Here is a 23,646-nt window from a genome sequence, read left to right as displayed (position 1 = left end):
TGGCCCGCGCTACCTGGTCATGCTGATGCGCCGCCCCGGCTTCGACGAGGCCCTGATCGCACCGCATGCCGCCTTCCTCGACGCGCTGCGCGCGCAGGGCCTGCTCGAACTCAGCGGCGGTTTCGCCGACCGCCGCGGCGGCGCCTACCTGCTGCGCGGCATCGCCAGCCTGGAGGAAGCCGAGGCGATCGTCGCGCGCGACCCGCTGGCGGTACACGGCGCCTCGGACATCACGGTCCACGAGTGGCTGGCGCGCTGACCCCGTGAGTCCGTCCGCATTCTCCGAACAGCGCCTGCCGCCGTGGCGGCGCGCGGTGCTGAAGGTCGGCAGCAGCCTGCTGGCCGCGAACGGCGGCGGCCTGTCGACCGGCTACGCCCAGGCGATCGCCGGCTTCGTCAACACCTGTCATGGCGCTGGCAGGCAGGTGGTGGTGGTGTCCTCGGGCGCGGTCGCGGCCGGACGCGCGATCATGCGCGAGCAGCCGCACGATGGTGCCGAAATGGCCGAGCGCCAGGCGCTGGCCGCGCTGGGGCAGGCCCGCCTGATCGGGTTCTGGCAGGGGCTGCTGGACCGCCAGGTCGCGCAGGTGCTGCTCACCCACGACGACCTGCGCAACCGCCGCCGCTACCTCAACGCACGCGCCACGCTCTCGGCGCTGCTGCGCCACCGCGCCGTGCCGGTGGTGAACGAGAACGACACCGTCTCGGTGGACGAGCTCAAGCTGGGCGACAACGACAACCTGGCCGCGATCGTCGCGGCACTGGTCGATGCCGACGTACTGTTCATCGCCACCGACATCGACGGGCTGTACGACGCCGATCCGCGCCGCCATCCGGACGCCAATCCGGTGGAGGTGGTCTCGCAGCTCACGCCCGCGCTGCTCGCCGCGGCTGGCGGATCGGGCAGCGCGGTCGGGACCGGCGGCATGCGCACCAAGCTCGAGGCCGCGCAGCGCGCCTCCGCGGCAGGGGTCTCCACCGTACTGTTCAACGGCACCCGCGCCGACGTGCTCGAGGGATTGGCCCGCGACAGCCTTCGCGGCACCCGCATCCACGCCCTGCGCAGCCGCGTGGCGGTGCGCAAGCACTGGCTGCAGAACGCGCCGGCCGAACCCGGCGGCATCTACATCGACGCCGGCGCGGCCAACGCCCTGGTGGAGAAGGGCGCCTCGCTGCTGCCGGGCGGCGTGCTGGCCGCCGAAGGCGAGTTCCGCCGCGGCGACATGGTCGAGGTGCTGCTGCGCGAGGAAGCCGGCATCCAGCGCGTGGCACGCGGCGTGAGCCAGTACTCGGCCGCCGACATCCGCCGCATCGCTCGCCGCCACTCGCGCGAGATCGAAGCGGTGCTGGGCTACAGCTATGGCGGCACCGTCATCCATCGCGACGACCTGATGCTGGTGTAGCGCACCGTTGCGACGGCAACCGTCGCGCCCGACGCGCGGCCACTGCATTAACATCGTCGATCGCGCACTTCGCCTTCTTCCGCAACGACAGCCGCAGCGCAATGACCGACATCCGCCAGCTCGCCCTCCAGTGCCGTGACGCCGCGCAGGTGCTCGCCGCGCTGCCGACCGCGGCCAAGGACGCGATGCTGCGGGCGATGGCCGATGCGCTGGAAGCCGATCGCGACGCGATCCTCGCGGCCAACGCGCAGGACCTGCACGCCGCCGCGGCCAAAGGCGTCGGCGCCGCGATGCTCGATCGCCTGCGGCTGGACCCTTCGCGGGTGGCTGCGATCGCCTCCGCGCTGCGCGAGGTCGCCGGGCTGCCCGATCCGGTCGGGCAGACGACGCGGCGCGAATCGCGACCCAACGGCATCCGCGTCGAGCGCGTACGCATGCCGCTGGGCGTGGTGGCGATGATCTACGAGGCCCGCCCCAACGTGACCGCCGACGCCGCGGCGCTGTGCATGAAGGCGGGCAACGGCGTGATCCTGCGCGGTGGCAGCGAGGCCATCGGCTCCAACACCGCGATCGCCGCAAGCCTGCACCGCGCACTGGAAACGGCCGGCGTGCCCGCCGCCGCGCTGACCCTGGTCCAGGACCTGCGGCGCGAGACCATGATCGAGCTGCTGCAGCTCAACGACATCGTCGACCTCGCCATCCCGCGCGGCGGCGAAGGACTGATCCGCTTCGTCGCCGAGCACGCGCGGGTGCCGGTGATCAAGCACTACAAGGGCGTGTGCCATCTCTACGTGGATGCCGCGGCCGACCAGGACCTCGCGCTGCGCCTGCTGGTCGACGGCAAGGTCTCGCGTCCCAGCGCGTGCAACGCCATCGAGACCCTGCTGGTGCATGCCGCGGTCGCCGGCAGCTTCCTGCCGCGTGCGGTGGAGGCGCTGCGCGGGCACGGCGTGGCCCTGTGCGGCGACGCCGGCGTGCGCGCCATCGACGACGGCATCGCGCCGGCCGAGGAGGCCGATTTCGATACCGAACACCTCGACCTGGCGATCAACCTGCGCGTGGTCGAGTCCATCGACGCGGCCATCGCCCACATCCGTCGCCACGGCTCCGACCACACCGAGGTGATCGCCACCGGCGACGAGGACCGGGCGCGGCGCTTCGTCGAAGGGCTGCGCTCGGCGGTGGTGATGGTCAACGCCTCCTCGCGCTTCAGCGACGGCGGCGAACTCGGCCTGGGCGCGGAAATCGGCATCTCCACCACGCGCCTGCACGCCTACGGCCCGATGGGCCTGGAGGCGCTCACCATCGAGCGCTTCGTGGTCCGCGGCGACGGCCAGACCCGCAACATCCACGGCTGAGCCACGCGCGTCGGCGCGGCCCTGTGGCCGGCCGGTTACGGCGCCAGGGCGTCGGTCTTGGCGGCGCAGATGAAGTCGTTCTCGCTCAGGCCGCCCACGTCGTGGGTGGAGAACCGCACCACGCAGCGGTCGTAATGCACGCCCAGGTCCGGATGGTGGTCCTCGCGATGGGCCACGTGGGCCAGCGCGTTCACGAAGGCCATGGTGCGGTAGTAGTCCTCGAAGCGGTAGGTACGGGTCAGCGCACGGCCGTCTTCGGCCAGTTCCCAGCCGGGCACCTGCGGCAGCAGCTCGCGCAGGCGGGCCTCGCCGAGGCGGTGGCCGGCGCCGCGGCGCGGGATACAGTGGGCCTGGACGAGCGGGACGAGGTCCGACATGGCGGGATCTCCGGTGCGGGGCGGCGCGGGAATGAACGAACCTTGTTCACAAGGCCCGATCCGCGGCGCGGTGGACGGGCAGGGCGCGGGGCTGGCCTAGAATACGTGCAAAGACGGACAGGACCCATGATCGAGATTACCGATACCGCTCAGACGCACTTCCGCAAGCTGATCGAGCGCGAGGCGCTGCCCGGCCTCGGCGTGCGGCTGGCCGCTGTGCATGCGGGCACGCCCAAGGCCGACGTGCAGCTGGAGTTCGCCGAACCCGGCGATCTGCACGGCGACGAATGGGCGATCGACTGCGAAGGCTTCACGCTGTGGCTCGACGCGGGCAGTGCGCCGTTCCTCGATGGCGCGCGCATCGATTACGAAGCGCGCGCCACCGGCGGCCAGCTGCAGATCCGCGCCCCCAAAATCAAGGGCCAGGCGCCGCCGGAATCGGCCTCGATGGTCGAGCAGGTGCGCTGGCTGATCGAGTCGGAGATCAATCCGCAGCTGGCCTCGCATCGCGGCCACGTCGAACTGCAGGAAGTCACCGCCGATGGCGCGGTGGTGCTGCGCTTCGGCGGCGGCTGCCATGGCTGCGGGATGGTGGACGTCACGCTCAAGAACGGCATCGAGCGCACCCTGATGGAGAAGGTGCCGGGCGTGACCGCGGTGCGCGACGCCACCGACCACGAGACGGGCACGGCCCCGTACATGCCGCGCGGCGCGGGCTGACGGAACGCGCGCGGGGTGTTCTCGTCCAGCGAACTGCTCGAGGCGATCCAGCGCCGGCTGCGCAAGGGACGTTCGATCCGGCCGCCGCGGCCGGCCGGGGAGTTCCCGCCGGGATGGGACGAGTGGTTCGCCGAGGATCCGGCGCGTCCGCGTCGCTCGGCGCGCGCGGTCGCCGCGGTGCTCGCGGTGATGCTGGCGCGCCAGCCGGTGTACGCGACCGGCTACCGGCGACTCAACGGCTGGCAGGCGTTCGTCCGGCTGTGGCGCTACGACTGGCGCGAGCAACCGTCGCCGGACCGCCGCACGCGCGTTGCCGCCATGTCGATGTCGCTGCTGCTGCACGTGCTGTGGCTGCAGCTGATGGTCCTGCTGATGGTCGCGACCTCGCCGGGCGAAGAAGAGGCCGCGCGTCTGGGCGAGAACATCACCCAGGTCGAATTCATCGGCGAGGGTACTCCGCAGGACGAGGGCGGCGGCGCGCAACTGGCCGAGGAGCCGGTGCCGCAGGTCGCGGCCGCCCCTGCCGCGGCCTCGCCGGCGCCGGCCGCGAGCGCGCCACAGGCCGCGGCCCCGCCGCCGCCGCCGTCGATCGCTGAACTCGAAACGCCGCCCGAGGAGGTGCCGCCGCCGGTCGCCGACCAGCGGCTGGAGGTCACCGAAACCGCGCAGCCCGATTCGGAGTTCGTGCTGGCGCCGCCGCGCATCGACGCGCCGCCGGTGCCGGCCATCGCCACGCCGGAACTGACCGCGCCGACGCCGGAACTGCACGTGGTCGAGGTGCCGCTGGCGGTACCGCCGCCGCAAGTGCAGCCGCTGCCGCGCCGCGAGATCAACGTGCCCGACGTGCGCCAGCCCGAGGTCGAGATCGTCGAGCGCGCCGTGGCGGCGCCGCTGCCCGAGGTCGCGCTGCGTGCGCCGCGGCCGGTGCCGTCCGCGCCGGAGCTGCGGCGCGACGGGCCCGCCGTGGCCCAGCGCGAGATCGAACTGCGCGCCCCGGCGCAGGGCACCGGCAGCGCGCAGGCGACGCCCGAACGCGGCAGCGCCGAGGGTCCTCCGGCCGCAAGCGGGCAGGTGGCCGCGGGCAGTGCGAATGCCGGCGGGGAGCGCGAGGCCGGGCAGGGCGCGTCGGCCACCGCGTCGACCTCGGGTTCGGGCGCTACGCCCCGAGCCCCGCCCGGGGCGCTGCCGTCGCCGCGCCGCGGCGACGACTGGGGCGATTCGGACCGCAACGTGCCGGGCGGCCAGGCCGGCAGTCCCTCCGGCCTGTTCAATGCGGACGGCAGCCCGCGCCTGGCGGGCAATACCGGCGCGGTCGGCGGCGGTCTGCCGCCGGGCACGATCACCGAGGACTACGAGAAGATCGATCGCATGGGCACCTGGCTCAAGCGGCCGCCGATCGGCTACGAGCCGACCGCGTTCGACCGCTTCTGGGTGCCGCACGAGAACCTGCTGGAGGAGTGGGTCCGGCGCAGCATCAAGGAAGTGCTGATCCCGATCCCCGGGACCGGCAAGCGCATCAAGTGCTCGGTGGCGATGCTGATGCTCGGGGGCGCCTGCGGCATCTCCGATCCGAACATGCTCGACGTCGAGGCCGAGGCGCGCAAGCCGCCCGACGTGCCGTTCAAGCCGGAGCTGCAGCAGGACCAGGAGAGCCTGCGGCCGCCGCCGGGCGGCTGAGGCGGAAGTCGGTGGCGGCGCAGGTCTGGCGCGTTTCGCGGGTCATGGCTTTCCGCAGCAAAGCTCCGGAGCCGGGAGTGCCCGGCGGGAGCGCGAGCACTCGCTGCATCCCCGCCCCTGACGATGCGTGCCGAACCCGGCGTTCCCTCCGACCAAGGCGTGACGCCCCCGGAAAACGGGCGCGGGCAATGAGGTCCGCGGGACGGCGTGGCCGCAGCGAGCAGGGTGCCGACCGGCAATGAAGCCGGACGCGCCTGCACGATGCGGGCATGAAAAAGCCCGCACGCGGCGGGCTTCTCCAGTCGCTGGACGGTGCGCTCAGTGCGCGCCGTGCAGGTCGCGCAGCTGCGAGGGCCGCGAAGCGAAATAGGCCGCCAGGTCCGCGATCTGCTGGTCGTCCAGCGTGGCCGCCTGCTGCGACATCAGCGCATGCTCGCGGCGGCCGTCGCGGTACTGCACCAGCGCGTGCTCGATGTAGTCGTAGTACTGGCCGCCCAGCTTCGGATAGGTCTCGTCCAGCGGCTGGTTGCCGTCGGCGCCGTGGCAGTCGATGCACGACTGGCCCGTGGCCTGGCCCTTGACGTTGGCCTGGGCCTCGCCTTCGGCGATGCGGCCTTCGGGCAGGCCGGCCGAGGAGGACATCTGGCTGCCGTGGGTGGCCTCGCCGCCGCCGCCGCAGGCGACCAGCGCGAGCGCGAACAGGGCAGGCAGGGTGATGCGGCCGGCGCGGCCGGTGAAACGCGCAAGACTCATGGCTTCAGCTCCGACAGGAAGGCGGCGATGTCGGCGATGTCCTGGTCGGAAAAACTCTGCGCCTGCGCCTCCATGGTCGGATGCTTGCGGGTGCCCCTCCGGTACTCGGTCAACGCATTGGTGAGATAGACCGCCGACTGCCCGCCGATCTTGGGCACGTGGTAGGTCGGGTACACGTTGCGGTATCCGACGATGCCGTGGCAGCCCACGCAGGTGTAGGTCAGCTGGCGGCCGTTGTCGGCGTTGCCGGCCAGCGCGGCCTGGGTGGCGGCGGCCGGTGCCGCCGGCTGCGCCGGGGCGGCGGACGCCTCGGCCGGGACGGCTTGGGCTTCGGCCGGGGCGGCCTGCTCGGTGTTCGGGGTGGCTTCCTGCGCCTGGGCGCTGTGCGGCAGCGAGGCCAGCACGAGCACGGCGGCGAGGCTGGCGGCGATCGTCAACGGTCGCGTCATGGAGTGTTCCGCAATCCTGTGGCTGATGGCTGGGTGGACCGATGGCGACGGCCTGGCCGTCGCGCAATCGCCGCAGTATAGCTTGCGCTCCACGGGCTGTTAACGCGTCGCCGACTGCGGACGCCGTGGGCAACCCCGTCCGACCCCGTACGATGCGCACGCCGCGTGCAACCACCTCGGTCACTTCCGCATCCCTGCAAGCGTCGAACGTGTCCTGCTGCCGGGAGTCACCATGACCTTCGGCGGATGTCGCCCGCCAGCCGGGTGATATACCTTGCTACAACACCATAGGGGTCCAGTTACGTCCATGTCCACGAACCACGTGTTTCCGGGGTTTCGCCCCGTGCTTGCGACTGCCGCGCTGTCCGCCTGCCTGATGCTCGCCGGCTGCGGAGGCGGCGGCGACGCGCAGGCGAAACAGGACGAGGACAAGGGGCCCGACGCGATCCCGGTGGAGGTGGAGAAGGTCTCCCGCCGTGCCATCGCCGCCAGCTACGGCAACACCGCCACGCTCGAGCCGCGCGCCGAATCGCAGGTGGTCGCCAAGACCTCGGGCGTGGCGCTGGAGGTCCTGGTCGAGGAAGGCCAGACCGTCCGCGCTGGCCAGGTGCTGGTGCGCCTCGATCCCGACCGCGCGCGCCTGCAGGCCGCGCAGAGCTCCGCGCAGATGCGCAAGCTCGAGGCCAACTTCAAGCGCGCCCAGCAGCTGGAGGCGCAGCAGATGGTCAGCGCCAACGACCTCGACCAGCTGCGCTACGACCTGGAGAACGCACGCGCGGTGAACCGGCTGGCCAACCTCGAACTGTCGTACGCGAACGTGGTCGCGCCGATCTCGGGGGTGATCGCCTCGCGTGACATCAAGCCGGGCAACTTCGTGCAGATCAACTCGCCGATCTTCCGCATCGTCGACACCGCGCGGCTCGAGGCCACGCTCAACGTGCCCGAGCGCGAGATCACCAAGCTGCGCGCCGGCCAGACGGTCGAACTAACCGTGGACGCGCTGCCTGGCCGCCGCTTCACCGGCACGGTGGACCGCGTGGCGCCGGTGGTCGACACCGGCAGCGGCACGTTCCGCGTCGTGGCCGGCTTCGAGGGCGACGGCGAGCTGCAGGCGGGCATGTTCAGCCGCCTTGCGATCCGCTACGACCAGCGCGAGGACGCGCTCGTGGTGCCGCGCCGCGCCCTGCTGGAAGACGGCGGCGAGCCGGCCGTGTACGCGGTGCGCGAAGGCAAGGCCTCACGCGTGCCGCTGGAGCTGGGCTATTCCGACGGCGGCTGGGTCGAGGTGCGCAAGGGCCTGGCCGAGGGCGAGGCGGTGGTGGTCGCCGGCAAGGCGGCGCTGCGCGAGGGCACGGCGGTGCAGGTGCTGGGTGAGCAGGCCGTGGCCAAGACCGACGTCAAGGCCGACTCCGGCGACGCGGCGAAGCAGGCCGCCGAATGATGGCGCCGCACGATGTGCCGCCGGGCGCCGGCGGCTTCGACGTCGTCGAGTTCTCCACCCGGCGACGCGTCACCGTCGCGATGATGACGCTGACCCTGGTGCTGTTCGGCCTGATCTCGCTGGGCGGGCTGAAGGTCGAACTGCTGCCGGACCTGAGCTATCCCACGCTGACCGTGCGCACCGATTACGAGGGCGCCGCGCCGACCGAGGTCGAGACCCTGATCTCGCAGCCGGCCGAGGAAGCGCTGGGCGTGGTCAAGGGCCTGCGCAAGCTCAAGTCGATCTCGCGCACCGGGCAGAGTGACGTGGTGCTCGAGTTCGCCTGGGGCACGGACATGGAGCAGGCCGGCCTGGACGTGCGCGACAAGATGGAAACCCTGCAGCTGCCGCTGGAAGCCAAGCCGCCGGTGCTGCTGCGCTTCAACCCGTCCACGCAGCCGATCATGCGCCTGGCCCTGTCCTCGAAGCAGGACACGGGCGGCGAGGCCGAAGCGGTGCGCCGGCTGATGGAGCTGCGCCGCTATGCCGACGACGACCTCAAGCGCAAGCTCGAACCCGTGGCCGGCGTGGCCGCGGTCAAGGTGGGCGGCGGCCTCGAGGACGAGATCCAGGTCGACATCGACCAGCGCCGGCTCGCGCAGCTGGGCATTCCGCTCGATACGGTGATCCAGCGCCTGCAGCAGGAGAACGTGAACCTGTCCGGCGGCCGCCTCGAGGAAGGCTCGCAGCGCTACCTCGTGCGCACGGTCAACCAGTTCGCGACCGTCGAGCAGATGGGCGAGATGCTGCTCAACCCGGCCGGGGGCGGCGCCTCCGCCGGAACCTCGTCGGGCGAGAACCCGCAGCTGATGACCGCGATCCTGGGCAGCCGCGATCCCAACGTGATCGCCGCGCTGCGCAGCGATGCGGGCGGTGGCGGCGGCGCGTCGCCGGTGCGGCTGAAGGACGTGGCCGTGGTGCGCCAGGGCTACAGCGAGCGCGAGGCGGTGATCCGCGCCGCCGGCAACGAGGCGGTCGAACTGGCGGTCTACAAGGAAGGCGACGCCAACACCGTGTCCACCGCCGATGCGCTGGAGGCCAGGCTCAAGCAGGTGCGCGAGGACCTGCCGGCCGACATCGAGCTGACCGTGGTCGAGGACCAGTCGGTCTTCATCCGCCACGCGATCAGCGACCTCAAGTTCGACGCGGTGCTGGGCGGCCTGCTGGCGGTGCTGATCATCTTCCTGTTCCTGCGCGACGGCTGGAGCACCTTCGTCATCTCGCTGTCGCTGCCGATCTCGATCATCGCCACCTTCTTCTTCATGGGCCAGCTCGGGCTGAGCCTGAACCTGATGTCGCTCGGCGGCCTGGCGCTCGCCACCGGCCTGGTGGTGGACGACTCGATCGTGGTGCTCGAATCGGTGGCCAAGGCGCGCGAGCGTGGCATGGGCATCCTCGAGGCGGCCATCTCCGGCACGCGCGAGGTGTTCATGGCGGTGGTGGCGTCCACGCTCACCACCATCGCGGTGTTCCTGCCGCTGGTGTTCGTCGAGGGCATCGCCGGCCAGCTGTTCCGCGACCAGGCGCTGACGGTGTCGATCGCCATCGCGGTCTCGCTGCTGGTGTCGATGACCCTGATCCCGATGCTGAGCTCGCTCAAGGGCCGCGCGCCGATGGCGTTCCCGGAAGAGCCGCCGCATGCGCAGTGGCGGCCGGACAGCCGCTGGAAGAAGCCGGTGGCGGCGACCGGACGCGGCATTGGCGCGTCCCTGCGCGGACTGGCCTTCGGCGCGCTCTGGCTGGTGGTGCGGCTGTGGCGCGGGCTGGTGGCGGTGGTCTCGCCGGTGATGGGCAAGGCCAGCGACATCGCGATGGCGCCCTACAACCGCGCCGAAGCGGCATACCTGCGGCTGCTGCCGCGCGCGCTGGTGCGCCCGTTGCCGGTGCTGGCCGGCTCGGTACTCGCCTTCGCGCTGACCCTGGCGGTGCTGCCGTTCATGGGCATGGACCTGATTCCGCAGCTGGCCCAGGACCGGTTCGAGATGACCGCCAAGCTGCCCCCGGGCACGCCGCTGGCGCAGACCGACGCGCTGATCCGCGAGGTGCAGCGCAAGCATGCCGGCGAGGAGGGCGTGCGCCTGCTGTACGGCGTCTCGGGCACCGGCACGCGCCTGGACGCGAGCCCGACCGAGAGCGGCGAGAACATCGGCAAGCTGTCGGTGGTGATGGACGACACCTCGCGCGAGCAGGCGCTGACCGACCGCCTGCGCGAGACCATGGCCGGATACCCGGCCGCACAGGTCGACTTCGCCCGGCCCGAGCTGTTCGCGCTCTCGCCGCCGCTGGAGATCGAGATCGAAGGCAGCGACCTGGAGGCGATCCGCGTCGCCGGCGTGCGCCTGGCCGGGATGCTGCGCGAGAACCCGCACTACGCCGACGTGAAGTCGACGGTGGAGCAGGGTTACCCGGAGATCCAGATCGTGTTCGACCACGATCGTGCCGCGGCGCTCGGCCTGACCACACGTCAGATCGCCGACTCGGTGGTCAACAAGGTGCGCGGCAACGTGGCCACGCGCTACAGCTTCCGCGACCGCAAGATCGACGTGCTGGTGCGCGTGCGCGAGTCCGAACGCTCGTCGGTGGACGACATCCGCCGGCTGATCGTCAATCCCGGCTCGGGCGCGCCGGTCGAGCTGGGATCGGTGGCCGACGTGGTGTCGACGACCGGGCCGAGCGAGATCCACCGTGCCGACCAGCGCCGCGTGGCGCTGGTGTCGGCCAACCTGCGCGACATCGACCTGGGCGCGGCGATCACCGAAGTGCAGCAGATGGTGGCCGCCAACCCGCTGGGTGCCGAGGTCGACATGCGCATCGGCGGGCAGGGCGAGGAGCTGGGCGAGTCGGTGCGCTCGCTGCTGTTCGCCTTCGGCCTGGCGGTGTTCCTGGTCTACCTGGTGATGGCCTCGCAGTTCGAATCGCTGCTGCATCCGTTCGTGATCCTGTTCACCATCCCGCTGGCGCTGGTCGGCGCGATCGCCGCGCTGCTGCTGACCCGTTCGCCGATCTCGGTGGTGGTGTTCATCGGCCTGATCCTGCTGGTCGGCCTGGTGGTCAAGAACGCGATCATCCTGGTGGACAAGGTCAACCAGCTGCGCGAGGCCGGCATGGCCAAGCGCGATGCGCTGGTGGAGGGCGCGCGCTCGCGCCTGCGCCCGATCATGATGACCATGCTCACCGCCGTGTTCGGCTTCATGCCGCTGGCGCTGGCGTTCGGCGAAGGCGCCGAGGTCCGCTCGCCGATGGCGGTCACCGTGATTGGCGGCCTGCTGGTCTCGACCCTGCTCACCCTGCTGGTGATTCCGGTGGTGTACGACCTGCTCGACCGCAAGCCGGACGAGTACTACGCCGAGCGCGGCCGCCGCGCGCAGGCCACCGCCAGCCAGGTCGCGCAGGTGCTGGCGCACGAGCAGGACGCGCTGGACGGTCCGGGCACGCGGAGCTGAGCCGATGAACATCACCGAGCTGTCCATCCGCCGCCCCGTCACCACCATCATGCTGTTCGTCTCGATGGTGGCGATCGGCCTGATCGCCTCGTTCCGGCTGCCGCTGGAGGCCGAGCCGGAGGCGACGATCCCGTTCTTCTTCGTCTCGCTGCCGTACCCGGGCTCCACCCCGGAAGAGGTCGAGCGCAACATCGTACGGCCGGTGGAGGAAGCGCTGGCGACGATGGCGGGCATCAAGTCGATGAACTCGCGCGCCAATTCCGAGGGCGGCCAGATCCAGGTCGAGTTCAGCGACTGGAACCGCGACATCGCCATCGCCGCCTCCGAGGCGCGCGAGCGGATCGACGCGGTGCGCGACCAGCTGCCGGACGATTTCCGCCGCTATTACGTGCAGCGCTGGAGCACCAGCGATCGCGAGGCGATGAGCCTGCGCCTGACCAGCGACGAGGACCTGACCGCACGCGCCGACCTGATCGAGCGCAGCGTGAAGCAGCGCCTGGAGCGGCTGCCTGGGGTGGCGCGCGTGGAGGTGGAGGGCGTGGCCCGCCAGGAGGTGCTGGTCGCGCTCGACAAGGACCGGCTGAGCGCGCATGGCGTGGCGCTCAACGAACTGGTGCAGCGCCTGCAGGCGGCGAACTTCTCGGTCTCCGCGGGGCAGATCACCCAGGACGGCCAGCGCCTGCGCGTGCAGCCGCGCGGCGAGCTGCAGGAACTGCAGGCATTGCGCAACTTGCCGGTCGGCGACCGCGGCACGCGCCTGTCCGATGTCGCCGACGTCAGCCTGCAGCCGCAGCGCATGAACTACGTGCGCCAGCTCGAGGGCAAGCCGAGCGTCGCAGTGGACGTGTACAAGGAACGCGCCGCCAACCTGGTCGACCTCTCGCGCGCGGTCCGTGCCGAGGTCGCGGCGCTCGAGGGCGATCCGGCGATGCGTGGGGTCGGCATCGAGGTCGTCGACGACCAGGGCGAGGCGGTCACCGGCTCGCTGCTGGCCCTGGCCGAGGCCGGCGCCATCGGCCTGGCGCTGTCGGTGATCGTGCTGTACGCCTTCCTGCGGCACTGGCCTTCGACGCTGATGGTGACCACCGCCATCCCGATCTGCTTCATCATGACCCTGGGCTTCATGTACTTCGCCGGGATCTCGCTCAACATCATCTCGATGATGGGCCTGCTGCTGGCCGTGGGCATGCTGGTGGACAATGCCGTGGTGGTGGTCGAAAGCATCTACCAGGAGCGGGAGAAATACCCCGACAAGCCGGCGCTGGCCTCGATCATCGGTACCCGCCACGTCGCCATCGCACTGTCGGCCGGCACGCTGTGCCACTGCGTGGTGTTCCTGCCGATGCTGTTCGGCGAGAACAACATCATCACCATCTACCTCTCGCAGCTGGCGGTGACCATCTCGGTTTCGCTGCTGGCCTCGTGGCTGGTGGCGGTGAGCCTGATCCCGATGCTCTCGGCGCGCATGAAGACCCCGCCGGCGCTGAAGTCGCCCTTCATCAACGGCATGCAGCGACGCTATGCGCGGCTGCTGCGCTGGACGCTCGAGCACCGGGGCTGGAGCGTCGCCGGCATCCTTGCCATCTCGCTGGTCAGCGCCTACCCGATGATGAACACCAAGGGCGGCGGCGACGACGGCGACGACAGCTCGATCAACATCTACTACCAGTGGAAGGGCGCCTACTCCAAGGAGGAAATGGGGCGCGAGGTGGCGCGCGTCGAGGACTTCGTCAACGCCAACCGCGAACGCTTCCACATCGACAAGGTCTACAGCCGCTACAGCGAACAGGGCTGGGCGTTCACGCGCCTGTTCCTGGACATCAACGATCGCGAACTGACCAAGCAGATCGAGGAACAGGTGCGCGAAGGCCTGCCGAAGTCCGCGCGGGCGACCACCGGCATCGGCTGGCCCGGCGGCATGGGCAGCGAAGGGCAGGGGATCCGCTTCAGCCTGGTCGGGGATTCGACCCAGGCGCTCGAGGAACTGGCCGACGACATCGTGCCGATGCTCAACCGCAACCCTGCGCTGCGCGACGTGCGGGTCGATACGGGCGACGCCAATACCGAGCTGTCGGTGCGCGTGGATCGCGAGCGGGCGGCGGCCTACGGCTTCAGCGCGCAGGAAGTGGCGCAGTTCGTCGGCATGGCGCTGCGCGGCTCCTCGCTGCGCGATTTCCATCGGGGCGATGTCGAGATCCCGGTCAATGTGCGCTTCGCGGGCTCCGAGAGCTACGGCTTCGAAGACCTGGCCACCTTCATGGTGCGCGCGCCCGGGGGCACCGAAGTGCCGCTGCTGGCGATGGTCGACGTGTCGGTCAATCCCGCCTCGACGGCGATCCAGCGCATGAACCGCCAGACCATGCTGCGGATCGAGGCCGGGCTGGCGAAGGACGTGTCGATGGAGGACGCGCGCAAGGCCATCGAAACGGCGCTCGACGGGATGCAGTTCCCGCCCGGTTACGGCTACACCTTCACCGGCATGGGCTTCAACATCAACTTCGACGGCATGCAGCAGATGGTGCAGGCGATCATGATCGCGCTGGTGCTGATGCTGGTGATCATGGCCGCGGTGTTCGAATCGCTGCTGTTCCCGACGGCGATCATGTCCTGCGTGCTGTTCTCGATCTTCGGGGTGTACTGGCTGTTCTGGATCACCGGCACCGAAATGAACATCATGGCCGTGATCGGCATCCTGGTGCTGATGGGCGTCGTGGTGAACAACGGCATCGTCATGATCGAGCACATCAACAACCTGCGGCGGCGCGGCATGCCCCGTACCGATGCGCTGGTGGAAGGCAGCCGCGAGCGGCTGCGTCCGATCATGATGACCATGGGCACGGCGATCCTGGCAATGATCCCGATCGCGCTCAACACCGACACCGCCGAAGGCATGCCGCCCTACCACCCGATGGCCCGGGCGATCGCCGGTGGCCTGGCGTTCTCGACCGTGGTCAGCCTGTTGTTCCTGCCGACGATCTACGCGCTGCTCGACGACCTGCGCAACGGCACGTCGCGGCTGGTGCGGCGCGCGCGCGGCGACAGGGCACGCGGATCCGGTGAAGCCGTCCCCGCGGCGTCGCCCGGAACTTGATCCGGCCGGTCCGGGCGGCGCGATGGCGCCACCGGACCGGCTGTCGGCGCCCGCTGCCGCTGTGTCCGCCCCGGCGCACATCGCCGAAGGCGGAGCAGTGGCGCACAACGCCGCCAACGGTGCGTCCACCTTGTTCTGAGCGTCGTTCCCGGCGCGGGTCCGCGCGTCCGGCTCAGCCGAACAGCCGGGCCAGCATCCTCGCGCCGCCGGTCCACACGCCGATCGCCGTGCCCAGCGAAGTGAGGAAGAAATTGACCAGCACGCGCGCCACGCGATTGCGCCACCAGCCGCGCACCGTGTTCACGTCCTCCCGCAGCGCCATGAAATCGGCATAGGTCGGCTTGCGCACCCCGGCCTCGATCAACGCGCTGACCGTGCCCGAGGCCAGCGCCGGATGCAGGGGCGTGAACGGCGAGGACACGAACGCGCCGAGGATGCTCAAGGGGTGTCCACCGGCAACCAGGCAGCCCAGCGCGCCCAGGCCGCCGGTCCACAGCACCCAGTACAGCAGCAGGTCGGCGCCGACGTCGAGACCGCCACTGGCGAAGCCCCAGGCGAAGCCACCGAGCAGGAACGCGGCGATGAACAGCTCCATGACCGGCAGCTTCGATTTCGGCTTGACCGTCTCCAGCGAAGCGGTGACCGATCCCGGCGTGGCGTCCTCCTCGCGCAGGTGCCGGGCCAGTCCCTCGAGGTGGCCCGCCCCCACCACCGCCAGCACGTCGCGCGCCGCGCCCGCGGTCTCGCGCAGGCGCGCGGCCATGTAGCGGTCGCGTTCGGCGATCAGCGCCTCGTACAGTTCCGGGGTCTGCTCGGCGAATTCGCTGAAGCTGGCCTGCAGCATGTCGCCCTGCTTGAGCTTCTCGATGTCGTGTTCGGCGACCTCCTCGTCGATGATCAGGCCCGCAACGAGGCCGCCACCGAGCTTCGTCCGCTGCCACCAGCCCAGGCTCTGCAGGGCGCGCCGGAATGTCAGGCCGACGTCGCGGTCGATCAGGTGCATCGGCAGCCCGCGCGCGCGCGCGTCCTCGACCGCCGCCTTCAGCTCCGCGCCGGGCTCGATGCCCAGCTGCTCGGCCAGGCGCCGCTGGTAGCTGGCCAGCGCGAGATTGGCGGCGAACAGCGGCGTCTTGCCTTCGCGCAACACCTTGACCAGGTCCAGCCGGGCCAGCGCGTCGGGATCGGTGACCGCGGCCAGGCGCTGTTCGTCGAGCTCGACCGCGACCGCGTCGAAATCGCCGCTGGCGACCGCATCGCGCACCGCGTCCACGCTGGCGCGCGAGACATGGGCGGTGCCGAGGAGGGTGTAGCGCACGCCGTCGCGTTCGACGACGGCATGGGGTTGCGACCGCCAGTCGGCGGCCGTGTCGGCAATTTCGTTCAAGGACGGGTCCGTGGATGGACGAAAGGGGCTTCGACACGACGGCGCATTGCGGCGCCGTCGGGCTTCGGAAGACGACAAGGGTAGAGCTTCGCGGGTGACGGGAAAAGCGCACCGGATGCGGAGTCGGCGCCCGGCGGATCGGCGCGCCTGTCGTCGTCGTACCGGTTCGAATTCCTTCGCGCGACGGCCGGGCCGATCGACGTCAATCGTGGGCGATACCGGAGGATACGAACGCCTGGTCGAGTTCGGCCCGCGCCATGGCCGGCGTGGCGCGCGGGCTCGCCGCGGATTCCTGTGCGAGGAATCCGGCCAACTGCGACAGCACCGCCGCATCGCGCAGGACGCGGCGATGGCCAAGGCCGCGCGTGGCGAGCAGCCGCGCACCGGGCCAGGCCTGCGCCACCGCCTGGCCGTGGAACCAGGGCACTTCGCGATCTTCGCGGTCGTGCACCAGCAGCAGCGGCGGCAGGTCGCGCAGGCCGGGCAGGGGCGGGATGTCGAACCCGGTCCAGGGCCGCCCGAACCGGCGCTCGACCCGATCCCGGAACCTGGCCGTCACCGGTGCGCTGGCGCCGATGGCGCGACCGAAGGGCTCGATCGCCATCGAGGGCAGGGCGAATGGCGCGACGAAGGCCATCCTCTCCGGTCCGGTCCAGCCCTCGCGCAGCGCGAGTGCGGTCGCCGTGCAGCCGCCGGAGTGGGCGACCAGGCCCGCCAGTGGACCGGCCGCCGCCGCCACGACCCGCAGCGCGTCGGCGATCTCGATCATGCTCACGCGACGCCCGCCCATGCGGCTCGGGCCGGACGCACCATGCGCGGGCGCGTCGAAGCCGACCACGCGCAGCCCGCGCTCCAGCAGCGTGCCGGCCAGCGCATGCATCTGCCCCGCGTTGCCGCCCCAGCCGTGCACCAGCAGCACCGTGGGTCCGTCGCCCCAGGACCAGGCGCGCAGGTCCTGACCATGCAGCCGGAGGGCCATTGGTTGCCCGCGCGCCAGCCAGCGCGCGCCCTCGATCCCCGGACGCGTCCTGGGCGGGGTGAACCAGACGCGGTCGAACACGTCGACCGCCGTCGTCGGCGACAGCCGCGAAAGCGCCATCATCGTCCTGCGCAGGACGGCGTAGCGCCAGTCGCGGGAGATCCAGGCGGCTTCGGCAGGCGGAGCGGAGGGAACGTCCGGGACGGCGTGGCTGTCGATGACGGCAATCGGGTCCGGTGGGTCATTGTCGGCACGAACGATCGTGCTATTTCCGGAGCGCGGCATATCCATGCGGGAACCTCGCGAGGCGGGTCAGGGGGAGGGCGCGTAGCTGCGGATCAGCCGCTCGAAACTGCGGACGCCGCGGGCACGGGCATCGGTGTAGCCGGTCAGCCCGGCGTGGTGGTGGATCACGAGCGCCAGCGCGTACATCTCGAAGGCGAACTGCTCCGGTTCGGTCGCGGCATCCAGTTCGCCGCTGTCCATCGCCAGCCGCACCGCGAGCGCCAGCTGGTCGCGCCATTCGGCTTCCTGCCGCAGCAGACGGTCGCGGACCGCACCCGGACGGTCGTCGTACTCGGCGGCGGCCGCCAGGAACAGGCAGCCACCATCGTCTTCATGCCGCACCCATTCGGCCCAGTTGGCGAAGATGGCGCGCAACCGCGCCAGTCCACGCTGCTCTTTCAGCGAGGGCACCAGCACGGACTGGACGAACCGTTCGCCGCCCAGGTCGAGCGTGGCCAGCTGCAGTTCCTCGCGCGAACCGAAATGGGCGAACACCCCGCTCTTGGACATGCCGACCTGCTCGGCGACCGTGCCGATGGTGAGGCCCTCGAGCCCATGGACGCAGGCCAGCGCGTACGACCGCGCGAGGATCGCCTCGCGCGTGCTGGCACCCTTGCTGGAGGCGGCCGCGGTACGCACGGCGCAATAAAAGCACGACCGTTCGTATCAATCAAGTGGGGGCGTCCGGCATCGCTCCCGGCCCCGGGCAGGAATCCGGGCGGCGTGTCGGATCGCGGCTGCACGGGATGCGGTCGCTCACGCCAGGCGCCGCCTCAGTCGATGTAGCGCCTGAGCAGTCCCTCGTAGGCGTCGATGCGGCGGTCGCGCAGGAACGGCCAGATCCGGCGCACGTGTTCGCTGCGCTGCAGGTCGACCTCGGCCATCAGCACGCTTGGCGCAGTGCCGGCTTCGGCGATGAACTCGCCTTGCGGACCCAGCACGTGGCTGTTGCCCCAGAAGTCGATGCCGCCGGCGCCGACGGGACCTTCGGCCGCAAGCGGGGAGGGCTCGTGTCCGACCCGGTTGCACGAGAGCACCGGCAGGCCATTGGCGACCGCATGGCCGCGATGGCTCAGCACCCAGGCGTCGCGCTGGCGGTTCTTCTCGGCCTGCCCGTCGCTGGGGTCCCAGCCGATCGCGGTGGGATAGAGCAGCAGTTCCGCGCCGGCCAGCGCCATCAGTCGCGCGGCTTCCGGGTACCACTGGTCCCAGCACACCAGCACGCCGAGCCGGCCGACCGAGGTATCGATCGGCGCGAAGCCCAGGTCGCCCGGGGTGAAGTAGAACTTCTCGTAGAAGCCCGGATCGTCGGGGATGTGCATCTTGCGGTACTTGCCCGCGATGCTGCCGTCCTTCTCGAATACCACTGCGGTGTTGTGGTACAGGCCGGCGGCGCGGCGCTCGAACAGCGACGACACCAGCACCACGCCGTGCTGCCTGGCGAGCGCGCCCAGGCGCTCGGTGCTTGGCCCCGGGATCGGCTCGGCCAGGTCGAATTCGGCGACCGATTCGTGCTGGCAGAAATAGCAGCCGTTGTGCAGTTCCTGCAGCAGCACGAGCCTGGCGCCCTGCCGCGCGGCGTCGGCCACGCGCTCGGCGATCACCGACAGGTTGGCGTCGGCGTCGCCGTGGTTCTTTTCCTGGATCAGGGCAACGGGAAGAGTGCGCTTGTTCATCGGCACATTGTAGGGCCGGGCCCGTGTCCGCTGCGGCAACGCCGCGGCCGCAGGATGGATCAGGCGACCAGTCCGGCCGGCAACTGCATGGTCACGCAATGCAGGCTGCCGTTCTGCCAGATCAGCGGACGGCAGGGCACCTGCACGATCTCCCGGTCGGGAAAGGCCTGCTGGAGCACGGCCGCCGCCGCGGGATCGGCAAGGTCGCCGTACGCCGGCATCAGCACCGCGCCGTTGACGATCAGGAAGTTGGCGTAGGAGGCCGCCAGCCGGCGGCCTGCGTCCAGCACCGGCTCCGGCCAGGGCAGCGCGAACAGCCGGTAGGGCTGGCCCTCGGCGGTGCGCAGCGCGGCGAGTTCGGCGGCCATGGCCTGCAACCCGGCGTAGTGGCTGTCGGCCGGATCGTCGCAGGCCTGGTAGACGATGGCGTCCGGCGCAGCGAAGCGGGCGAGGGTGTCCACGTGGGCGTCGGTGTCGTCGCCTTCCAGCTGGCCATGCTCCAGCCACAGCACCCGGTCCTGCGCCAGCCAGTCGGCCAGGCGCGCACCCAGCTGCTCGCGGGTAGCGCCGGGATGGCGTTCGCCCAGGCAGGTCCAGGTGCTCAGCAGGGTGCCGGCACCGTCGGTCTCGATGGCGCCGCCTTCCAGTGCAAAATCAATGGATTGGCGGGAACTGTTCGAGAAGATCCCCATGCCGTGCAGGCGCTCGACCAGCAGGTCGTCCTGGGCAGCGTCGAACTTGCCGCCCCAGCCGGTGAAGCGGAAATCCAGCAGGCGGAAACCGCCGTCCTCGCGCAGGGCGATCGGGCCGGAATCGCGCAGCCAGGTGTCGTCGTAGGGCACTTCGACGAAGCGCACCCGGCCCATGTCCACGCGCGCCGAGGACAGCCGTGCGCGCGCATAGGCCTCCACGTCGGCGTCGGCCACGCACACGATCGCGGGCTCGAAGCGGGTGATGGCCGCGACCAGGGCGATGTAGGTGTCCTCCACCTCGCCGAGCCGGTCGGCCCAGTCGGTGTCGGCGTTCGGCCACGCGATCAGCACGGCGGACTGGGGTTCCCACTCCGCGGGGAATCGCGCTGACGGCTGGGTCATCTTCGGGCGGACTGTCTCGTTGCGTTCAGCGGATCGCGGGCCTGGGGCCGGTTTCGCTGGCGGTGGCCTGGTTGAGTACCGCGTCGATCACGCGGTCGCGTTCGAAATACACGGTGAACTGCGGGTATACCCAGCGGTTGATGGTCGGCCACTGGCGCTTTTGGCCGCCGCGCGGATCCAGGCGTTCGCTGGGCGCGCCGTAGCGGGCCTGCACCTGCGCGCTGCTGAGGCCACGCTCGGGCAGCGCGACGTGCGCCTTGTGCTGCGCGCGGTCGACCAGCAGGGTGTCGGCGGAGGCGCCGCCCGCGACGCAGAGCAGAGCGGACAGGACGAGGCAGGAAGTCAGGCGCATGGTCGGGATCCTCTGGCGCGGGCCGGTGGGTGTGTGGGCACCGGCGTTTTAACAGATTCGTGCGCGCCGCGCCGTGCGCCCGGGCGCGTTGCCGGCCGGAACCGCAAGCCGCGTCCTGCCGCGCGGGTACGCAAAAAGGCCGCATCGCTGCGGCCTCTTGCTGCCTGCATGGCCGACCCGCCCGGCCAGTGGCCGGCAGGTCGCGCGAATCAGCGCTGGCGCGCCTTGAAACGCGGGTTCGACTTGCAGATCACGAAGACCTTGCCACGGCGACGAACGACCTTGCAGTCGCGGTGACGGGCCTTCGCCGACTTCAGGGAGGACAGGACCTTCATGGGAAACCTCGAAAACGGGGTTGAAAAAGTAAGCCGCGCATTATAGCGGCGATTCCCGTGCCGATTCAAGCGCTTGCCCGCACGAGTCCGAGCCGGCGTGCGGACGGGGCGGAGCAGGCCGCGCTGCAGGATAATCGTGGACCCACCACAGCAGCCGTCGACCATGCCCGATACCGCTCCCGTCCTCACCATCGATGGCCCGTCCGGGTCCGGCAAGGGCACGATCAGCCGGCTGGTCGCGCGCCAGCTGGGCTGGCACTACCTCGATTCCGGCGCCCTGTACCGGGCGGTCGGGGTGGCCGCGGGCTGGGCCGGGATCGACCTGGACGATGCCGGCGCCCTGGTGCGCTGCGCGTTCGACACCCGGGTGGATTTCCACGAGGCGGCCGGCGACGAGCTGCGGGTGCTGGTCAACGGCCATGATGCCACCGACGACCTGCGCACCGAGACCGCAGGGGCCGCGGCGTCGGCGATCGCCGCCATCCCCGAGGTACGCACCGCGCTCAAGGATCGCCAGCGCGCGTTCCGCCAGCCGCCGGGCCTGGTCGCCGACGGTCGCGACATGGGCACGGTCATCTTCCCGGACGCCCCATACAAGGTGTTCCTGACCGCCAGCGCCGACGAGCGCGCGGAGAGGCGCTATAAACAGTTGAAGGACAAGGGGGTTTCGGTCACAATGGCCGGTCTGCTGCGCGAGATCCTCGCGCGCGACGCCCGTGACGCCAGTCGCACGGTGGCGCCGCTGCGGCCGGCCGACGACGCCGTCCGCATCGACACCACAGGCCTTGGCATCGACGCGGTGGTCGGGCGCGTGCTGGCGCTGGTCGCCCCCGGGGCCGGTCGATAGACCGGTAGCGGGGGCGCCGGCGTGGTCGCGCCGGCAGGCAAGAACGCCGTGCGGAATGTCCCGCACGGTTCCATCCACCATCACACTCACGGCCCCACGCAATCCCGCGCAGGCCGACAAACGGGTGGACCGCCACGCCCCACCGGGCATGCGGTCTGAGTCATCAACCGGGTATTTCCAAATGACCGAATCATTCGCAGAACTGTTCGAAGCCAGCCAGTCGCACCTGGCCAAGCTCAAGCCGGGCGCCATCGTCACCGGCACCGTGGTCCAGGTGCGCACCGACGTGGTCGTCATCAACGCCGGCCTCAAGTCCGAAGGCATCGTGCCGATCGAGCAGTTCCGTAACGAAGCCGGCGAGATCGACGTCGCCGAGGGCGACGTCGTCAAGGTCGCCCTCGACTCGCTCGAGAACGGCTTCGGCGAAACCGTGCTGTCGCGCGAGAAGGCCAAGCGCGCCATGGTGTGGGACGAGCTGGAAGAAGCGCTCGAGAAGAACGAAACCATCGTCGGCCGCATCAGCGGCAAGGTGAAGGGCGGTTTCACCGTCGACATCAAGGACGTCCGCGCATTCCTGCCGGGCTCGCTGGTCGACGTGCGCCCGGTCCGCGACCCGGTGTACCTCGAGGGCAAGGAGCTGGAGTTCAAGCTCATCAAGCTCGACCGCAAGCGCAACAACGTGGTCGTGTCGCGCCGCGCCGTCGTCGAGAGCGAGCACTCCGAGGAGCGCGAGGCGCTGATGGAGAAGCTGGTCGAGGGCGCCGTGCTCAAGGGCGTGGTCAAGAACCTCACCGACTACGGCGCGTTCGTCGACCTCGGCGGCATCGACGGCCTGCTGCACATCACCGACATGGCCTGGAAGCGCGTGCGCCATCCGTCCGAAGTCGTGGAAGTGGGCCAGGAGCTCGACGTCCGCGTGCTCAAGTACGACCGCGAGCGCAACCGCGTCAGCCTCGGCCTCAAGCAGCTGGGCGAGGATCCGTGGGACAACATCGCCCGCCGCTACCCGTCCAACACCCGCGTGTTCGGCAAGGTCTCCAACGTCACCGACTACGGCGCGTTCGTCGAGATCGAGCCGGGCGTCGAGGGTCTGGTGCACGTGTCCGAGATGGACTGGACCAACAAGAACGTCAACCCGTCCAAGGTGGTGCAGGTCGGTGACGAGCTCGAGGTCATGGTGCTCGACGTCGACGAAGAACGTCGCCGCATCTCGCTGGGCATCAAGCAGGTCACGTCCAACCCGTGGGAGACCTTCGCGGCCATCCACAAGAAGGGCGACAAGGTCGAGGGCCAGATCAAGTCGATCACCGACTTCGGCATCTTCATCGGCCTGGACGGCGGCATCGACGGCCTGATCCACCTGTCGGACATCAGCTGGAACTCCACCGGCGAGGAAGTCGCGCGCAACTTCAAGAAGGGCGACACCCTTGAAGCGGTGGTGCTGGCGGTCGACCCGGAGCGCGAGCGCATCTCGCTGGGCGTCAAGCAGCTCGAGCAGGATCCGTACGGCCAGTTCCTGGCCAACCACCCGCGTGGCTCCAAGGTCAACGGCACGGTGAAGGAAGTCGACGCCAAGGGTGCGGTCATCGACCTGGGCGAGGGCGTGGAAGGCTATGTCGCCGCGCGCGACGTCGCCGACGTCCGCGTCGACGATGCCAGCCAGCACCTCAAGGTGGGCGATGCGATCGAGGCCAAGTACATCGGCCAGGACCGCAAGAGCCGCACGCTGCAGCTGTCGATCCGCGCCAAGGACGAGGCCGAGGCGGCCGAGACCCTGGCCGAGTACAACAAGGTCGCGGCCGAGGCTTCCAGCGGTACCACCAAGCTGGGCGCGCTGCTGCGCGAGCAGCTGGAGAACAAGTCCGAGTAATCGGGCTTGCGGCGCCAGCCGCGTCGCCCGGCCGTCTGGCCGGGCGGCTTGAAAGGTGGATGGCCCGGCATGC

General features: G+C 70.5%; 20 protein-coding genes. 10 read left to right on the top strand and 10 right to left on the bottom strand.

From position 1 onward, the window contains the following. Window positions 1-19 precede the first annotated feature (19 nt). The 3 genes from Q0863_RS14685 (at window position 20) to Q0863_RS14675 (ending at window position 2,761) form a co-directional block, all read left to right on the top strand. Window positions 20-259 carry a YciI family protein gene (locus Q0863_RS14685; RefSeq protein WP_298580267.1) on the top strand — a complete coding sequence of 80 codons (240 nt, stop codon included), beginning with the start codon at window positions 20-22 and terminating at the stop codon, window positions 257-259. A gap of 4 nt (window positions 260-263) precedes the next feature. Next, entirely contained in the window at window positions 264-1,403 is a 1,140-nt protein-coding gene (gene proB, locus Q0863_RS14680) for a glutamate 5-kinase (protein ID WP_298579968.1), read from the top strand. Window positions 1,404-1,504: 101 nt separating this feature from the next. Next, entirely contained in the window at window positions 1,505-2,761 is a 1,257-nt protein-coding gene (locus tag Q0863_RS14675) for a glutamate-5-semialdehyde dehydrogenase (RefSeq protein ID WP_298579965.1), read from the top strand. 35 nt (window positions 2,762-2,796) lie between these two features. On the opposite strand, the gene Q0863_RS14670 is transcribed toward Q0863_RS14675, so the two are convergent. Next, a complete protein-coding gene (locus tag Q0863_RS14670; RefSeq protein ID WP_298579962.1) occupies window positions 2,797-3,138 on the bottom strand; it encodes a 4a-hydroxytetrahydrobiopterin dehydratase in 342 nt (113 codons plus the stop codon). Between the two features lie 126 nt (window positions 3,139-3,264). Between Q0863_RS14670 and Q0863_RS14665 the strand changes: the two genes are divergently transcribed. Further along, entirely contained in the window at window positions 3,265-3,858 is a 594-nt protein-coding gene (locus tag Q0863_RS14665) for an NfuA family Fe-S biogenesis protein (protein ID WP_298579959.1), read from the top strand. 15 nt (window positions 3,859-3,873) lie between these two features. Further along, window positions 3,874-5,535, top strand: coding sequence for a hypothetical protein (locus Q0863_RS14660; RefSeq protein ID WP_298579955.1), 1,662 nt, complete (start codon window positions 3,874-3,876; stop codon window positions 5,533-5,535). Between the two features lie 318 nt (window positions 5,536-5,853). On the opposite strand, the gene Q0863_RS14655 is transcribed toward Q0863_RS14660, so the two are convergent. Together Q0863_RS14655 and Q0863_RS14650 are read right to left on the bottom strand one after the other, a co-directional pair. Then, window positions 5,854-6,177, bottom strand: a complete 324-nt coding sequence (locus Q0863_RS14655; RefSeq protein ID WP_298580264.1) for a cytochrome c — start codon at window positions 6,175-6,177, stop codon at window positions 5,854-5,856. 107 nt (window positions 6,178-6,284) lie between these two features. Then, complete coding sequence (locus tag Q0863_RS14650; protein WP_298579952.1) at window positions 6,285-6,737, bottom strand: c-type cytochrome; 453 nt, start codon at window positions 6,735-6,737, stop codon at window positions 6,285-6,287. A gap of 376 nt (window positions 6,738-7,113) precedes the next feature. Between Q0863_RS14650 and Q0863_RS14645 the strand changes: the two genes are divergently transcribed. The 3 genes from Q0863_RS14645 to Q0863_RS14635 are packed head-to-tail and all read left to right on the top strand — an operon-like array spanning window position 7,114 to window position 14,751. Further along, the gene (locus Q0863_RS14645) at window positions 7,114-8,178 is read left to right on the top strand and encodes an efflux RND transporter periplasmic adaptor subunit (RefSeq protein WP_298580261.1); all 1,065 of its coding nucleotides are present in this window, start codon (window positions 7,114-7,116) and stop codon (window positions 8,176-8,178) included. Continuing rightward, the gene (locus Q0863_RS14640) at window positions 8,178-11,660 is read left to right on the top strand and encodes an efflux RND transporter permease subunit (RefSeq protein WP_298579950.1); all 3,483 of its coding nucleotides are present in this window, start codon (window positions 8,178-8,180) and stop codon (window positions 11,658-11,660) included. The genes Q0863_RS14645 and Q0863_RS14640 overlap by 1 nt, the downstream gene beginning before the upstream one ends. Window positions 11,661-11,664: 4 nt before the next feature. After that, window positions 11,665-14,751 (top strand): efflux RND transporter permease subunit, encoded by a 3,087-nt coding sequence (locus Q0863_RS14635; protein WP_298579947.1) that lies wholly within the window; start codon window positions 11,665-11,667, stop codon window positions 14,749-14,751. 172 nt (window positions 14,752-14,923) lie between these two features. Here Q0863_RS14635 and Q0863_RS14630 read toward each other — a convergent pair whose 3' ends face one another. The 7 genes from Q0863_RS14630 to ykgO form a co-directional block, all read right to left on the bottom strand. Next, entirely contained in the window at window positions 14,924-16,135 is a 1,212-nt protein-coding gene (locus Q0863_RS14630; RefSeq protein WP_298579944.1) for a TraB/GumN family protein, read from the bottom strand. Between the two features lie 202 nt (window positions 16,136-16,337). Beyond that, window positions 16,338-17,405, bottom strand: coding sequence for an alpha/beta fold hydrolase (locus Q0863_RS14625; protein ID WP_298579939.1), 1,068 nt, complete (start codon window positions 17,403-17,405; stop codon window positions 16,338-16,340). A gap of 21 nt (window positions 17,406-17,426) precedes the next feature. After that, window positions 17,427-18,038 carry a TetR/AcrR family transcriptional regulator gene (locus tag Q0863_RS14620; RefSeq protein WP_298579937.1) on the bottom strand — a complete coding sequence of 204 codons (612 nt, stop codon included), beginning with the start codon at window positions 18,036-18,038 and terminating at the stop codon, window positions 17,427-17,429. 134 nt (window positions 18,039-18,172) lie between these two features. Continuing rightward, complete coding sequence (locus tag Q0863_RS14615) at window positions 18,173-19,075, bottom strand: carbon-nitrogen hydrolase (protein ID WP_298579934.1); 903 nt, start codon at window positions 19,073-19,075, stop codon at window positions 18,173-18,175. A gap of 59 nt (window positions 19,076-19,134) precedes the next feature. Continuing rightward, window positions 19,135-20,169 carry an agmatine deiminase family protein gene (locus Q0863_RS14610; protein WP_298579932.1) on the bottom strand — a complete coding sequence of 345 codons (1,035 nt, stop codon included), beginning with the start codon at window positions 20,167-20,169 and terminating at the stop codon, window positions 19,135-19,137. Between the two features lie 25 nt (window positions 20,170-20,194). Then, entirely contained in the window at window positions 20,195-20,521 is a 327-nt protein-coding gene (locus tag Q0863_RS14605) for a hypothetical protein (protein ID WP_298579930.1), read from the bottom strand. Window positions 20,522-20,730: 209 nt separating this feature from the next. Next, window positions 20,731-20,856 (bottom strand): type B 50S ribosomal protein L36, encoded by a 126-nt coding sequence (ykgO, locus tag Q0863_RS14600; RefSeq protein ID WP_010342887.1) that lies wholly within the window; start codon window positions 20,854-20,856, stop codon window positions 20,731-20,733. 163 nt (window positions 20,857-21,019) lie between these two features. Here ykgO and cmk point away from each other — a divergent pair, with 163 nt between their 5' ends. Together cmk and rpsA are read left to right on the top strand one after the other, a co-directional pair. Next, window positions 21,020-21,703 (top strand): (d)CMP kinase, encoded by a 684-nt coding sequence (cmk, locus tag Q0863_RS14595; RefSeq protein WP_298580259.1) that lies wholly within the window; start codon window positions 21,020-21,022, stop codon window positions 21,701-21,703. 181 nt (window positions 21,704-21,884) lie between these two features. Continuing rightward, window positions 21,885-23,573 carry a 30S ribosomal protein S1 gene (rpsA, locus tag Q0863_RS14590; protein WP_298579927.1) on the top strand — a complete coding sequence of 563 codons (1,689 nt, stop codon included), beginning with the start codon at window positions 21,885-21,887 and terminating at the stop codon, window positions 23,571-23,573. Window positions 23,574-23,646: the final 73 nt, after the last annotated feature.

It is taken from the genome of uncultured Luteimonas sp. (assembly GCF_947492465.1).
Lineage (GTDB): Bacteria > Pseudomonadota > Gammaproteobacteria > Xanthomonadales > Xanthomonadaceae > Luteimonas.
This window is presented reverse-complemented; position numbering and strand designations above follow the sequence as displayed.